The following is a 15,153-nucleotide window of genomic DNA, read 5'->3' as shown; positions in this document are numbered from 1 at the left end:
TTTACAGTGTCACCTATACTATATCCCCATAAACCTGCATTTGTGTTTAAAATTAATGCATAGTTTTTATCTAATTCTATTTCCGCTAAACTTAAACGAGTTGGGTTTTCGTTATAATATTCATCTGCCGGAATAAATTCATAAAAAATTCCTGCTTTAACCAAAAGTAGCAAACTCTTATCTTCCTGTGTATCCTGGTAAGCAATAAAACCTTCGGATGCTGGATAGGTTTCAATGGTGTCGACTTTTCGTCCAATACTTGCTTCAATTTTAGCTCGATATGGTTCGTAATTAACCCGCCGTACACAAATAGACTAAAATTTTTAAAGATACTCTTGATTTTTTTACCGCCAGTTTTTTCACTGAGTTTATCAAAATACATTTGCACCCAGGGGGGAATTCCAGAAATGAGTGTCATATCCTCATGCAAAGTTTCTGCAACGATTGCATCTACTTTTTCTTCCCAATCTTCGATACAATTAGTAGCATAAGATGGCAATCTGTTCTTTTGTAAATAGGCAGGAACTAAATGTGCTACAATTCCTGATAAACGACCTACATTAATTCCATTTTTTTTAGTGAGTATTGGGCTCCCTTGTAGGAAAATCATTTTACCATTTACAAAATCGGATTTACCTGTTTCATGAATATAGGTTAATAAGGCATTACGAGCTGCTTTTATATGCTCTGGCATTGATTCTTTAGAAATAGGAATATATTTTACACCAGATGTAGTGCCAGATGTTTTTGCAAAATATTTCGGTTTACCTCTCCAAAGTATATCTCTTTCGCCGGCAACTACTCTATCTATATAAGGTCTTAAACCTTCATAATCTCTTATCGGAACATTTGCTTTAAAATCTTCGTAATTTTTAATAGAACTGAAGTTATGTTCTTTACCAAAAACAGTTGCTATTGCCGATTTGACAAGCGCATTAAAAACATCATTCTGTGCTTTTAATGCTTCTTTTTTCCATTTATTGATGCCTTTTACAATCCATGCAGCAAATGGCTTACTTAGTGCCGCTTTTATTCCCATGTTGTTAAATTAATAATTGAGAGAATTTGTGAATGTAATGAGCATTAAACGATATTGTGTATAATATCAGGGTGTTCATCGCCCTTGTATTCGTTCATTATTTTACGATAAGCTACTGTGAAAAAAGCTGTACTAAATGGCACAATAACAAATGAACTAAATATTACAACAATTAAAGAGATATATTGGTTGATGTCATAATCAAAAAAATAATTGATTAAACGAAAACCCATCATAATTACAATATAGAAAAAGCCAAAAACAATTGCCTGAACTAGCACCAAACCTAATAATATAAATAGAAGCTTAATAAAATTCCCTCTTGTAGTAGCTAAACTTAATTTAATGGATTCGAACGGAGGACTATGCTTATCTATAATAAAAAACGGGAAGAATATAATTCGAATAAAGGTGAAAAAGATACTTAACATGGCAATTGCAACTGCAACGTTCACAATCACTTTTCCAGCATAAGTAAAATTATCAATTATACCTTGATTTACTGCAAATTTTAAGATTAAATCTAAAATGTAAAGTACTGGCATTAATAAAATACCAACTAAAAAAATACTCAATCCAAAATAAACTGTTCCGATAAGAAATCGTATTATTTCAGTTCTTGTAGGCAGTGTATCAATAATTTTTATATCTGTTTCTTCTTGATGATCTAATAACCTGAAAATATATTTAATTAAACATAGCTCTACAACACAGTAACTCATAATAAAGATGAGCAACATAAAAACCCTAATCCCTATATTCAATTCGCCCATAAAAAAGGCCATAAATGTTGAGGTAAATGCGGTAATAAATATCAAGAAACAGAGTGTCGCAATTGAGAAATAGTTATCACGGGTAACTTTCCACGCTTGCATAATTACATCCTTTACTGCGAAAGTGCTTTCCTTCAAATAGTCTATCATGATTGTTTAGCTATTATTCTTTTAAAAAAATCTTGTATAAAACCTAAACCATAAGCGGTTAGTTGTATAAATGATGCGACAACACTCAAAAGTGCAATTTTTATTGATTTGTTAACCTGCCAAGCATGAAAAAATATCAACAAAAAATAGAGCGCAAAAAAGAAGTTACAAATATAGGCCAATGGCGAATAAAACACATTGCACAACAGCATAAAACCTGTACCTATGGTAAATAATGCAGGAAAAAAATGAACTGCTTTTAGCTCTGATGGAAAATGTTTGTAAATATTAATTCTGGCTCTTCCGAAGAAATGCAATTGTTTATAAAATTGACTAAAACTTGTTCTTCTTTTATGGAAAACTTTTGCCGCTGGGATTAATCCGATTTTAAATCCATTTTCATGTATACGAATGCTGTATTCGATATCTTCACCTAAACGAGTTAAGATGAAACCACCAACTTTTTCGTAAACTTCTCGAGAAACACCCATATTAAAACTACGAGGGTGAAATTGTCCGATATGTTTTTTATTACCACGAATTCCACCAGTAGTAAATGGTGACGTCATGGCGTAGCTAATCGCTTTTTGAACAGGTGTGAATGTTTCATGTGCAGCATCAGGGCCTCCATACGCATCCAACTGATGTTCAAATAGATAATTTTTAACAATTTCTAAGTAATCTTTTGGGATTAAACAATCTGAATCGAAAATGATAAAATAATCCCCTTTTGCCCGTTCAAAACCAAAATTACGAGCAAAGCCTTGGCCTCCATTTGGCTTTACAAAGTATTTAACATCTAGTTTATCTGCATAAGAAGCTACAATATCTTTCGCGTCGTTTACAGAACCATCTTCAATAACCAACACTTCAAACTGTGTATACGTTTGCTCAGTTAAGGTAGTTAAAAGCTCATCAATTTCTTGCGGGCGATTGTAAAGTGGAATAATAATGGAGAAAAACATGTGTTGTGATGTAAAATGTAAAATGTCAAATATAAAATGGAATATTTCCATCTTACCTCTTCCATCTTACATCAAATTATTTCTTTTTCTATTAAATATTGATTTCTTTCTGGTGCGTTACGTGATAAAAGTTCAGCAATAAATCCTGCTAAGAACATTTGAGAACCTACAATAATTGCTACTAAAGAAATATAAAATAAAGGCTGATCTGTGATTTCTCTTTTGTAAGGAATATGTGCTGCAATGTGGTATAACTTGACGCCAATCATCCATAAGGCCATAATTGTACCTAAAAGGAAACTTAATACACCTAAAGAACCAAAAAAATGCATTGGACGTTTGCCAAATTTGCCTACAAAAAAAATAGAAAGTAAATCTAAAAAGCCATTTACAAATCTGCTAAAACCAAATTTTGTAGTCCCGTATTTTCTCGCTCTGTGCTCTACAACCTGCTCTCCTATTTTATTAAAACCTGCCCATTTTGCAATTACTGGTATATAACGGTGCATTTCGCCATATACTTCTATGGTTTTCACCACATCTTTACGATACGCTTTTAAGCCGCAGTTAAAATCATTTAGCTGGATACCGCTCATTTTGCGAGTAGCAGCATTAAATAATTTTGTAGGAATAGTTTTAGTGATTGGATCGTAACGTTTCTTTTTCCAACCTGAAACGATGTCGAAATTTTCTTCTTTTATACGGCGATACAATTCTGGAATTTCATCGGGACTATCTTGCAAATCAGCATCCATTGTAATAATTACATCACCTTGTGCAGCTTCAAAAGCTACATTTAACGCAGCAGATTTACCATAATTTCTTCTGAATTTAATGGCTTTTACAGTGCTGTACTTTTTTTTCAATTCTTCAATCATAGCCCATGAGGTATCTGTACTACCATCATCTACAAAAACTGCTTCATAAGAAAAATTATTTTCGCTCATCACTTTATCTATCCAAGCAATTAACTCTGGTAATGATTCTTCTTCGTTATATAAAGGTACTACAACTGATATATCCATGTATTGTGTATCGAGTATTTGGCATTAATAATTTAGACAATATCTGAAAACAAAATGCGCTTAAAAAACAACGTGCAAATTTCATCAAATTATATGATAAAACCTGCACGTTGATAAACTTATGTTAATGAATTTTATTGTGCGTTATCAAAATCCACAGGACGATCTTTTTTAACAATTGCCGCAGTAATTAAACTGATGATTAATCCTACAACTGCATACATAATCGCAGCACCAAAAACAGTAAAAATAATCATGTATTTAGACATCATTTCTATACCTTTTATTTTGTTTTCATCACCGTCTGCTTTAGCAATAGCATTATCCATAATTTGGGTCATCGCAGCTGGATCTACAAATTGATAATAAATGAACATCAAAATACCGATGAATAATCCTGCATAAGCTGCTACTTTAAAACCAGTAGAAAATGCTCTTCCATAAGTAATAAAGCCACCTAAATCTTGCTTATGCTTGTTTTGTGCATAATAAATTGCAAAAATAAAAGTACCCCAAGCTAGTAAAACTGATAAAATTGTTTGATAAACGGGTACATTTACTGCTTGTGGATCAATTTTTAATATCCTCATTACAACTGTAAGAATCAAGATGTAAATAGCAAAGCTGATAGCCACCTGAAATGCCAAAGCATTAGGTTTTTTCTGTTCTTGTAATAATTGTTGTTCCATTTTTATTTAGTTTAGTTTTAGGTTATCTATTTTTATTAAAATTAGTAATTAAAGTATATACTGCAACATCAAAACTTTTATTGTTACTAAATTTAAGTATTTCTTTTTGTGTGACTTCACTTGTATTTGGTTGTAAGAAGAAAGTCATGAACGGTACAAAAAGTTCTTCCATTTCTTCGCTTAATTCTAATAAATCAGCATTGCTACAAATATCTTCTACACTACTTTCTGCCAGTTGCTGATTACTAATTAAATCTTCATAAATATGAAATTCATCTTGAAACTCGTCTTCTTCAACTAATAAAAATTCTTTCAAAAAGTCTTCTAAACCTGGCTTAATTTCTTCGTCATGGCACTCGTTAATGTACAATAGCAAGTTCAACAATTCAGTTCCACGATCTATGGTTTCCTCCTCAATGTTTTCCCATTCGTTCGATTCCAAATAGTCTTCTTCCAATTTATTTACATCACTAGTGAAGAAATTAATCATCAATAAATCGAAATAAACTTCTCTTAATTCATCAAATTTTGAATACTCGTCGAATACTTCATCAAACTCTGCAACTTTTTCTATGAAATTCATATCCTTACCAAAAACCTCAACTAAACGTTGTTCAATGGCAATCGAATCTATATTATTAGCTGCTGCAAATTGATCTAAAGATGCAACTAGCGCTTGTTCTACACTACTGTTCATATACTTGATATTGTTTGTTATTGTAAACTAATTGCACTTTTCCTGTTAAGGTTTTACCCAATAAAGGAGAATTGCTTGATTTTGAGGCGTTAGTGGCCGAATTATATTCCCATTTTTGGGTAGTGTGATAGATTGTAAAGTTCGCATCTGCTCCTACTTTAACTGTTGGCACAGGCAAATTCAAAATCCTTCTTGGATTGATGGCTAATTTCTCAGTTATTAATGTCGCATCCAAACCTGCTTGGATTATTAATGGTAAAACTGTTTGCAGAGCGATAATACCATACGCTGCAATTTCAAATTCTACATCTTTAAATTCTATTTCATGCGGGCGATGCTGTGAAGAAATCGCATCAATTGTTCCATCCTTCAAGCCAGCCAGTAACGCTTTTTGATCTGCTTTGCTACGTAATGGTGGCTTTACTTTGTAGTTGCTGTCAAAATCGTTCAACAAATCTTCTGTAAATACCAATTGATGTGCAACCACATCGCAAGTAATTTTTACACCGTCTTTCTTTGCTTTTCTTATAATTGCAACCGAACCAGCTGTAGAAATATTGCTAACGTGAATTGGAGCATCGTGATAAGTTGCTAGGAAAATATCTCTAGAAATCTGCATTTCTTCAGCCAATGCTGGAATGCCTTTCATTCCTAGCAATACATTATTTTTACTTTCGTTTATTTGTGCTTTGCCAGCGATAGATTTATTTTCGGGATAAAGCATCAATAAGCCATCAAAACCTAAACAATACTGCAAAGCTCGACTTACAAAACCATCATCGCTTATTGCTTTGCTGCCATCAGAAAAAGCAATTGCTCCGGCATTTTTCATATCGAAAAGCTCGGCTAATTCTTTACCTTCTAAATCGCGACTAATTGCACCAATGGGATGCACATCTACCAAATTATTTTTTGCTTTGTTTAAGATATATTCTACTTCGCCTTTAGATTGAACAACAGGTTTTGTACTCGGCAAAACTGCTATTCCGGTAAATCCTCCAGCTTTTGCAGCAGCAGTTCCTGTTTCAATATCTTCTTTGGTTTCCAAACCTGGGTCACCAATCATGCAGTTTAAATCAAAAAATCCAAGAGAAAGCACAGCTCCTTTTCCTTCAAAAACTGTTTCGTCTTTAGTTTGTATTAAACTTTTTGAAATGGCGGTGATTTTTCCTTGTTCAACGCGTACATCGCAGGTTTTTTGATTAAACTCGCTGTTAGGATCGGCAATTGTAATTCCCTTAACTAAGAGGTTCATGAATTTGTATGTTTTTGGATATGATAAAATCGGACCAATATTATTTCAATTGCTAAAAAAACTAATGTCAAAATTAGACAAAGTTTCCATAACTCTGTTCCATTATTTTTTGCGGCAACAGCTGATGCAATGCTATCAGATTTCGGATTTAAAAATGCGATTTGCTGTTTACCAAACAGCTTTTGCAAATCTGCCTGTTCGGTATAATGCATATCAGATTCTATTCTGTTATCGTTAAAGGCTACAACCGCTAAAGTCGAATCGCCTTTTTTAACATCGTAAAAACCTGCTTTTTTAACCTGATCTGCAACGTACAATAACGTTTTTCCATTGGTTTGGCGCAATTCTGGTATAACTTCAAAATTATCTGCTACTAATTTTAAAGATTGGTTGGCGCCTAAATCTATTTTTTGACTTTCCAACACATTATCTTTCATTGCAGTATAATAAATGGGCTGTTCTTTAGCACTTGCGAAAGCTATTTTAAACATTAAAGGCACAAAAACTGGATGTTTTGCAAAGTTGCTGTTTTCGTTCCCTAAATCGGTAGCTGATAAATAAATCTGACCGTTGCCAACAGGAAAACGAGCAAAAAACAATTTGCCAGCAGGTAATTGCAACAAATTTTCTTTGTTACGTGTGTTGTTTTCCGCAAAGCTGAAATACTTGTTAACTTGTGGTAAATCTAAATTTTGAGGCAAGGTTTCAAATACATCCTTAAATAGTGGATGTTTTAATTCTATACTGCTTACCTTGCTTGGAGTAGTACTTAATTCGGCAATCGCCGGAAGATTTAAAGCTGTTAAAAAAGCGGAATAAACGCTTTTGTCTGCATCTAAATTCGGGAAAACAACTACTGAACCGCCATTAAAAACATACGATTTTAGCTCTTGTGCCAATCCACTTGATGGATTATTTAAACCATTTAACACTAATAAACTATGATTTGGTAAAGCCGAATAATTGATATTCGCCTCTGGCATTTCTGTTAATTTAAAATACGAATCAGCGCTAAACAATGCTTTGATGTATTTTTCGTCTGCTTGTCCGTTTATGCTTACTACTTTTTGTTCGGCATTTACTTTAAAGCTAAAATTAAGTTCATCATCAAAAGTTAATGGAAAATCTTTCAGACTAACCATTCCTTTTTGCCAACCTAAACCCAAACCACTAAATGAAAGTGTATCGTTTTTTATTTTACCCGCTTCAATAGTTAAGCTGCTAATCGCTTTTTGCTGTTTATTTATATATAGTTTTATCGGGATATTTTTAGCTTCTTCATCGCCATAATTGCGTAATTGGACAACTAATTTTTCTGTAGTATTAGCTTGATGTACAGGCGATAATAGCCAAATACTATCTACTGCAACATTAGGCAAATTATTAGCATTAAGTTTAACTAAAGATATATTTGTATTTGCATCTGTTTTTATAGGTTCATTTCCTGAAAATCCTTTTTGGAAGTCGGAAATTACATACACAAATCGATTGCTTATACCCGTAAAAATACTCTGCTGTCGATTTAATACTTGTTGTAATTTTCTACTGGCGGATGAGACTTTTACTTCATCAATGGCTTGTAGCGCTTCATCTGCATTCAACAACCGTTGATGTTTCCCTTCAAAATCATTCGTTAATAACTGAAATCTGTCATTTAATTGAAAAGCTTTTACAACCTCTTTCGCTTTTCGCTTTGCTTCATCAAGCAAACTTCCCTCTTTATTTACAGCGTCCATACTGTAAGAGTTATCAATGTAAATACTTACACTATTTCCTCTATTTTGATCAATTTTAGTTGCAGATGGCAAAAATGGACGAGCAAAAGCGAATACTAAAAAGACGATAGCTAGTATTCTACAACACAATATAAGTAAGTTCTTCAATTTTTCTCTTGAAGAATTTTGCTCTTTAATTTCTTTTAAAAAGGCAACATTGCTGAAATAAACTTTTTTAAATTTTCGAAAATTGAATAAATGGATGATGATCGGAATAGCGACCGCAAAAAGTGCAAAAAAAAAGCCCGGATACAGGAAATTCATTAAAAATCAAAGATAGAAAAATTATGGAAATTAGCGAATTGCTAAATGAAACTTACTTTGCAATCTCTTTTGCCAATGCTTCATCTACTTGAATATCATCTGGCAAAGCTCTAACCATAATTCCTTTTCTATTAATTAAAAAATGAGTTGGATAGGCCTGCACATTCAATTGCTTAGCCATATAATTTTCTTGATTTGGTACTGTAGCATAATCAAATTTTACTCGCTTAAAGAATTGCTGCAATGCTGATTTATTATCCATTGCTAAACTAATAAAGAGTATATCTTTCCTATCTTGATACTTTTTTACAATATCATTTAATGCTGGCATTTCATTTACACAGGCAACGCAGCCTATATACCAGCACTTGAACAATACAATTTTTCCTTTTGTATTTTCAGAATTATATCTTTTTCCATTGATATCAGTGAAATCAAATTGTGGAATGGGTTTTCCTTGCATTTTGAAGAAAATCAATTCATTGTGTGCGAATTGTTTCATATATGCTGAAATGTTAGGATCTGCTTTTGCTGGTATTTTAACAAGTTTATAATTTAACTGTTCATCTTTTGAATAAATTACCAATGGAAAGTATAAACCAGACTTAAGTTGGTTTAAGAATTGTAATTTACTGATGATATTTCCTTTGGTGTCAAAAGCAATGAAGTCTTCGTATAACTCTATCTTATTACTATAATAATCCCAAAATTTACCAAAAGTTACTGTAATATCTGCTTCAGGGACAATTGACAATCCTACCATTGAATTCTCCTTTTTGGGAGTTTCTATTTTTTCGGCTTCTTTTTTCACTTCACTTTTACCAGGTGTTTGTGTACAAGAAAATGCAAATACAGTTAAAACAAGTAATATTAATTTGACAGCTCTCATTATTTCATTTTTCATACAATATAGTTAATTAACTATAAACTTAGTAGCAATGACTAAAAAATTTCTTATTGAAAGAAATTATTTGGCAGAAAAATTTCCTTATTTCTTAAAGCTGTCATATTGCAATTAAAATGTATTTAAATCATTTAAAATACAAATTATATGAATTTAATTCTTTTATCATTATATTTACAGAATAATAAGCATAATATGACTTTGGATAAAATTGATTTGACTATTTTAAGGTTGATGCAGGAAAATTCTAGAATATCAAATATTCACATTGCCAAGGAATTGAATATGGCACCATCAGCAGTATTGGAGCGTGTTAAAAAATTAGAGCAAAAAAATGTAATTACTCAATATAGCGCCAAAATTAACCCTAACGCTGTTGACTTAAAACTTTTAGCATTTATTTTTATGAAATCTTCTCAGAGCTTAGGGTGCACTACAACCACAAACGAACTTGCTAAAATTAAAGAAGTACAAGAAGTGCATGTTATTGCAGGTGATGATTGCTTTTTGGTAAAAGTAAGAACAGCCGATTCTGCTTCATTGATGGAATTAATGCGCACTTCATTTAGTAAGATTCCGAACATATTGTCCATTAAAACTACCATCGTTTTAGAAACTGTTAAAGAACATCAATCCTTAAATATTCCCGAATAATCTTTTCATCCCCATTTACTATGGAAACTACTAAAAAACCAATCTTATTATTCAAAGTTTACCTTGCTTTTGCTATTGTTTATATCGTATGGGGTTCTACCTATTTTTTTATTCAACGAGCTTTAGGTGGATTTCCACCATTTATTTTAGGCACTTTTCGTTTCATTCTTGCTGGCTTACTATTATTGGGATGGTGTAAAGTAACTGGGCAAAAAATTCTCGATAAAAGTCTCATAAAACCGGCTGTAATAAGTGGTGTTTTAATGTTGGGCGTAGGTAATGGAATTGTAATTTGGGTTGAACAATTTATCCCGAGTGGATTAGTTGCCATTATGGTGGCTTCTGCTGCAATTTGGTTTGTGTTACTTGATAAGCCAAAATGGAAAGAGAACTTAAACAGCAAATCTACAATAACAGGACTAATTGTAGGTTTTATTGGCGTAATTCTACTTTTTGGTGAACAAGTTTTACATATTTTACAAACTAGTCAAAGCACTACTCAAATTGTAGGTATGGTATTACTAATAGTTGGACCGATTGCTTGGGCTGGTGGTTCTTTGTATTCAAAATATAAATCACCAGCAAATAGCTCTGTGTCGGTAAATACTGCGTGGCAAATGATAGCTGCAGGCATCGCTTTTATTCCTGGTAGTATATTTACTGCTGAATATGGCGGTTTTCAATGGAAAAATGTTTCAATTGACGCTTGGTTATCTGTAGGTTATTTAATCATCTTTGGCTCTATCGCTGCATTTAGTGCGTATGTATGGTTATTAAAGGTTCGCCCAGCCACTCAAGTAAGCACTTATGCATATGTAAACCCTGTTGTTGCGGTATTACTAAGCTTATGTTTTACAAATGAAAAAATTACTTTAATACAGATTATTGGTTTATTTGTTATTTTAGGAAGTGTGCTTCTTATCAACTTAGCTAAGTATAGAAATAATCAGAAAAATTCATTGATATTAGCATAATCAACTATAAATCAATTGATTAGATAAGTCATAATACGGCAATATTGCCAATAAAAAATGAATGAAGTAGAAAAATTGCGTATATTTGTTTTAATAATTCAAACTTAAACTAAGAGCCTATACAAAACTCATACTTAGATTATTGTGAACGAGATACCGAAAATTATGAGAAAATACATTTTTAGAGCTGCAGGATTTTTATCAATCGCATTTTGCCTTACCATTACAGGATGGAAAGCTGTTAAGAAAAAAGAGCCTACTATTAAAAGCAAAGTTGTTAAAAGCAGAACTATTGTTGGGGTAGATAGCATTTACATTAAACACGTTAACGATTTGTATAAAGCTTCTCATTTAAAAGAAGCAGGTTTACGTTTTTCTGTGTTTGAAAAAGCATTAACGGGTTTTTATAATTTAAAGAAATCTGGTCAGCTTTCAAATAAATCTATTTTAACTATTGCTGATTTTGATCAATTAAGTACAAAAAAGAGATTGTATATTATTGATTTGGATAAAAAAGAGATTGTGCTAAACACTTGGGTTGCTCATGGTCAAAAAAGTGGTGATGATGCTGCAATTAATTTCTCCAATAAAAACGATTCTTTTACCAGTAGTTTAGGTTTTTATGTAACTGGTGAAGTTTACAGAGGCATACATGGCAGGTCACTGAAATTAGACGGAATGGACCAAGGTTTTAATGACAATGCTAGAAGTCGTTCTATAGTTGTTCATGGCGCATCTTATGTAAGTCAAGGAACCATTAGCGCATTAGGTAGACTAGGCCGTAGTCAAGGTTGCCCAGCAGTTGCACCTGAAGTGGCTGATGAAGTTATTAATACTATAGGAGATAAAACTGTGTTGTTTATTAACAAAAGCGTTGATGCCTATTCATCTAAATATCTAGATGAAACATTAGCTGCAAATTTTGCTGTAGATTCAACCACACATTTAATGGATTAAAAATTTAGAATATAAATAGAAAAGGAGGAATTGAATCCTCCTTTTTTTTATGCCAATCGTTGTAAATAAGTATATAATACAATATCTAATCCATATACGTCCTTTCTGAATTGAAGCTTTCCTGCTTCATCAACCCAGCACGTAAAATAAGTTAAATATACAGGCACCTGTTTTGGCAAAGCGATATCTGTTGCAACTGGATTCGAACTTTCCATACCCACTTTAATCTTATCGTATTTAGCACCTGTTCCAAACAAGGCTTCTGCTAACTCCAATGGTTTTTCTAAACGAATACAACCATGACTTACAGCCCTCATTTCCCAACTGAATGGTGCTTTTGCTGGCGTATCATGTAAATAGACACTGCTCTCGTTGTTAAACAAGAATTTGATTTTACCTAAAGAATTATCATCTCCAGGACGTTGTTTAAAGGCAAACTTTTTACCTACATCTGCAGCAGACCAATCTATGGTTTCAGGATCTTCAATTAATTTTCCGTTTTCAAAAACATCAATATTATTGTTAGCTAAATAATAAGGATCTTTTGCCGCCAATTTTGAAATTTCATTAGTAGCTATACTTTCCGGGATATTCCAAACAGGATTAACCTGAACGCTATGAATCATGCTTTTAAGCTGAGGGGTTTCTCTATTGAAAGGCCTATCTTTTTTCAAGTCATTTTCATCATACTCAACCAAATTATCTGTGTTATTCTTATTTCTACCTTCTCCAACACAAACTTTCATGTTTAAAATAGATTTTCCATTTTCAACTACATCTAATTTAAAATCGGGAATATTTACCCAAACATATTTATCTTCAGTTGGCAAGTTTTTCCATCTTAATCGCTCTAAATTTACTTTCAAAACCCTTTCTGTTTCTTCCTGACTAATTCCAGGCAAAACAGCTTTGTCTTGTAAAGCTTTTTGTAAAGCCAAATACTGTTTTTCTTTGGGCTGAATACTGTCTAAAAAGTTTTTGATATCACTCGTTTGAAAAACCTGTAAAAAACTTGCACTATCAGGCCTTTTTGTTGCCGTATAGTATTGCGCATAAATCTTTCTAGGACTAATAATACCAAATTGAAGGGCATTACTATAGTTGGTTAGAGAATTTGCAGCAGAGAGCTCTAAATCGATCAAAACTTGATAAGCTTCATCTAGAGTTTTGATTTCTTTTTTATTGTAGGTTTTTTCAATTAGCTCGTTTAGTTCATTTGTTTTGAATGTTGCTGGGTCCAAACCATGAACAACAGAATTATTAAGTACAGCAATTGCTTCTTTTAGCTTGTCTTTTGGTAAATTTTTCATTAATAGAGTCGGCTCAAAGTCATTGGCTTCATAAAATGCTTTCAAAAACTTTGGGTTTCTGTACTTATCTTTTTGTTTTTCAAAAGTCAATTTGAATTTCTCAACGAAAGTTTCCGTTTCTATGTCTTTAAAGATTTTATTTCTGGTTTCTTTAAAAACTACAGCACCAATATCTGAATGGCTTTTTTTACAAGATTGTAAAACGAATAAACACAATACACTCACTAAAAATAATTTTTGAGCGGTTGATTTAGAATATATTTTAAATGTCATGTAGACCTAATAAAATTAAGTCTGTTTTTGTTTGAAATTTTACATATATTTTTTGATGGCATCCCAAAGAATACCATCATACTCATAAACATCTGGCCTAAACTGAACTTTTCCATTCTCAGCCCAAGCAGTGTAATAACCAATTACAACCGATACATTTTTTCTAGTTGAGAACCAAGAGGGCTTAAGTTGAAATATATTTGTCGTATCTGCTTTTTTAGCTAATATTTTTTGATATTTCTTATTTCGATTTGTATCAATTGGAGGTAAATTAACTTCCATCCTTAATTCGTCGTATTGATATTTGTCTTTAACCATCAATTGTGCAAATTTTAAAGGGTCTTCAATACGCACACAACCATGACTAATTGCCCTACTAGCTAATTTGAAACCATATTTATTATTTGTATCATGAAGGTAAATACTTGAACTATTATCAAAAATGAACTTAAATTTTCCCAAAGCATTTCCTTCTCCAGAGCCCTGTTTAAAGGTAAATGGTAATTTTTCTCTTGCATATTTATTCCACTGTATTGTATCAGGATCATAAACTTGTTTGCCTTTATAGTACACTTTAATGTTACTATTCAATAAATAATATGGATCTTTTCTTGCCATCCAATAGATTTCGCTTTGCGCAATACTTACAGGAATATTCCAAATTGGATTGACTTGTATCGCATTAAAAACACTTACCAATTGAGGCGTTTCGTGATTTTTTGGTTTATCATCTAAATTGCCAGATTTTAAAAAGAGCTTCATTCTTTCTGTGTAAGTCGCTTCTCTTTTGCCACCAACACACACTTTCATGTGAGCTAAAGTATCTCGTTTATTAAACCATGTCAATGAAAAATCTGGAATATTTACTGCAACAACCTCATCGGTCTTAAGTGGCAATTGCCAGCGCAAACGCTCCATATTTAACTTTATGGTTTTAATGGCGGGGTCGTTTTCATTCCTAATGCTATCGCGATAAAAAGCTAGCATTGCTTTTAAGTCTAAATAGCTTTTTGATGTTGGTTGAGCATTTTTTAAGGAAGAAACTAAATTAGTCGTATTCAACAATGAATCCATTCTCAAACTATCAGGACGATGAACGTTGATGTAATAGCGATTATATATTTTCCGTGGATTAACAACTCCATATTTTATGAAACTAACATATCTTAAAAAAGCATCTGCAGTTTTAATCTCTAATTCGGCAATAAGTGGATAAACTTCTTCAATGCTTTTAAATCTATTTTCATCTAATGTTGTTATCAACTGCGTTAACTCTTTTACTTTAAATATTTCTGGGTTGAAACCATCAGCTTTGCTCCTCTCGATATACTTTTGTAAAGTATCTAATCCACCATTGGTATAAAATCGAGTTATTAATAACGGATTATTTTCGTGGGCTGCATAAAATGCCTTTGTAGTTTTTGGATTGGATAAAGAACTACTCAATTC

13 protein-coding genes and 1 pseudogene are annotated in these 15,153 nt (G+C 32.4%); 3 read left to right on the top strand and 11 right to left on the bottom strand.

Annotated features, from left to right (window positions below; all coding sequences use genetic code 11):
- From WC622_RS05390 to WC622_RS05350, 9 genes and pseudogenes are all read right to left on the bottom strand, one after another.
- Positions 1-1,039: pseudogene (locus WC622_RS05390) on the bottom strand (GH3 auxin-responsive promoter family protein); the annotation flags it as partial.
- Between the two features lie 44 nt (positions 1,040-1,083).
- Entirely contained in the window at positions 1,084-1,962 is an 879-nt protein-coding gene (locus WC622_RS05385; RefSeq protein ID WP_372818032.1) for a hypothetical protein, read from the bottom strand.
- Positions 1,959-2,927, bottom strand: coding sequence for a glycosyltransferase family 2 protein (locus WC622_RS05380; protein WP_372818030.1), 969 nt, complete (start codon positions 2,925-2,927; stop codon positions 1,959-1,961). The genes WC622_RS05385 and WC622_RS05380 overlap by 4 nt, the downstream gene beginning before the upstream one ends.
- A gap of 71 nt (positions 2,928-2,998) precedes the next feature.
- Entirely contained in the window at positions 2,999-3,952 is a 954-nt protein-coding gene (locus tag WC622_RS05375; protein ID WP_372818028.1) for a glycosyltransferase family 2 protein, read from the bottom strand.
- 134 nt (positions 3,953-4,086) lie between these two features.
- Entirely contained in the window at positions 4,087-4,641 is a 555-nt protein-coding gene (locus WC622_RS05370) for a DUF4199 domain-containing protein (protein WP_372818026.1), read from the bottom strand.
- A gap of 22 nt (positions 4,642-4,663) precedes the next feature.
- A complete protein-coding gene (locus WC622_RS05365; protein WP_372818024.1) occupies positions 4,664-5,338 on the bottom strand; it encodes a hypothetical protein in 675 nt (224 codons plus the stop codon).
- Positions 5,328-6,593 (bottom strand): dihydroorotase family protein, encoded by a 1,266-nt coding sequence (locus WC622_RS05360; RefSeq protein ID WP_372818022.1) that lies wholly within the window; start codon positions 6,591-6,593, stop codon positions 5,328-5,330. Before WC622_RS05360 ends, WC622_RS05365 begins: the two co-directional genes overlap by 11 nt.
- Complete coding sequence (locus WC622_RS05355; protein ID WP_372818020.1) at positions 6,590-8,632, bottom strand: BatA domain-containing protein; 2,043 nt, start codon at positions 8,630-8,632, stop codon at positions 6,590-6,592. The genes WC622_RS05360 and WC622_RS05355 overlap by 4 nt, the downstream gene beginning before the upstream one ends.
- A 52-nt stretch (positions 8,633-8,684) precedes the next feature.
- On the bottom strand, positions 8,685-9,536 hold the full coding sequence (locus WC622_RS05350; RefSeq protein ID WP_372818019.1) for a TlpA family protein disulfide reductase: 852 nt from the start codon (positions 9,534-9,536) through the stop codon (positions 8,685-8,687).
- Positions 9,537-9,683: 147 nt separating this feature from the next.
- On the opposite strand from WC622_RS05350, the gene WC622_RS05345 reads away from it, so the two are divergent.
- The 3 genes from WC622_RS05345 to WC622_RS05335 all read left to right on the top strand — a co-directional run bounded on the left by WC622_RS05345 (position 9,684) and on the right by WC622_RS05335 (position 12,121).
- The gene (locus tag WC622_RS05345) at positions 9,684-10,190 is read left to right on the top strand and encodes an Lrp/AsnC family transcriptional regulator (protein ID WP_372818017.1); all 507 of its coding nucleotides are present in this window, start codon (positions 9,684-9,686) and stop codon (positions 10,188-10,190) included.
- A 20-nt stretch (positions 10,191-10,210) separates the two neighbouring features.
- The gene (locus WC622_RS05340) at positions 10,211-11,164 is read left to right on the top strand and encodes an EamA family transporter (RefSeq protein ID WP_372818015.1); all 954 of its coding nucleotides are present in this window, start codon (positions 10,211-10,213) and stop codon (positions 11,162-11,164) included.
- Positions 11,165-11,329: 165 nt separating this feature from the next.
- Entirely contained in the window at positions 11,330-12,121 is a 792-nt protein-coding gene (locus WC622_RS05335; protein ID WP_372818013.1) for a murein L,D-transpeptidase catalytic domain family protein, read from the top strand.
- Positions 12,122-12,168: 47 nt separating this feature from the next.
- Here the strand turns inward: WC622_RS05335 and WC622_RS05330 are convergent, their stop codons facing one another.
- Together WC622_RS05330 and WC622_RS05325 are read right to left on the bottom strand one after the other, a co-directional pair.
- Positions 12,169-13,704, bottom strand: coding sequence for a L,D-transpeptidase family protein (locus WC622_RS05330; protein ID WP_372818011.1), 1,536 nt, complete (start codon positions 13,702-13,704; stop codon positions 12,169-12,171).
- A 39-nt stretch (positions 13,705-13,743) separates the two neighbouring features.
- The coding region (locus WC622_RS05325; protein WP_372818009.1) for a L,D-transpeptidase family protein at positions 13,744-15,153 on the bottom strand (1,410 nt) is incomplete at its 5' end.

The sequence above is a fragment of the Pedobacter sp. genome, from assembly GCF_041662865.1.
Classification (GTDB): Bacteria; Bacteroidota; Bacteroidia; order Sphingobacteriales; family Sphingobacteriaceae; genus Pedobacter.
Note: the sequence above shows the minus strand (reverse complement) of the source record. Positions and strands in the feature narration are given on the sequence as shown.

Coding starts and splice junctions, on each gene's coding strand:
- WC622_RS05385 (WP_372818032.1), bottom strand. CDS start 1,962: ATGATAGACTATTTGAAGGAAAGCACTTTCGCAGTAAAGGATGTAATT.
- WC622_RS05380 (WP_372818030.1), bottom strand. CDS start 2,927: ATGTTTTTCTCCATTATTATTCCACTTTACAATCGCCCGCAAGAAATT.
- WC622_RS05375 (WP_372818028.1), bottom strand. CDS start 3,952: ATGGATATATCAGTTGTAGTACCTTTATATAACGAAGAAGAATCATTA.
- WC622_RS05370 (WP_372818026.1), bottom strand. CDS start 4,641: ATGGAACAACAATTATTACAAGAACAGAAAAAACCTAATGCTTTGGCA.
- WC622_RS05365 (WP_372818024.1), bottom strand. CDS start 5,338: ATGAACAGTAGTGTAGAACAAGCGCTAGTTGCATCTTTAGATCAATTT.
- WC622_RS05360 (WP_372818022.1), bottom strand. CDS start 6,593: ATGAACCTCTTAGTTAAGGGAATTACAATTGCCGATCCTAACAGCGAG.
- WC622_RS05355 (WP_372818020.1), bottom strand. CDS start 8,632: ATGAATTTCCTGTATCCGGGCTTTTTTTTTGCACTTTTTGCGGTCGCT.
- WC622_RS05350 (WP_372818019.1), bottom strand. CDS start 9,536: ATGAAAAATGAAATAATGAGAGCTGTCAAATTAATATTACTTGTTTTA.
- WC622_RS05345 (WP_372818017.1), top strand. CDS start 9,684: ATGAATTTAATTCTTTTATCATTATATTTACAGAATAATAAGCATAAT.
- WC622_RS05340 (WP_372818015.1), top strand. CDS start 10,211: ATGGAAACTACTAAAAAACCAATCTTATTATTCAAAGTTTACCTTGCT.
- WC622_RS05335 (WP_372818013.1), top strand. CDS start 11,330: ATGAGAAAATACATTTTTAGAGCTGCAGGATTTTTATCAATCGCATTT.
- WC622_RS05330 (WP_372818011.1), bottom strand. CDS start 13,704: ATGACATTTAAAATATATTCTAAATCAACCGCTCAAAAATTATTTTTA.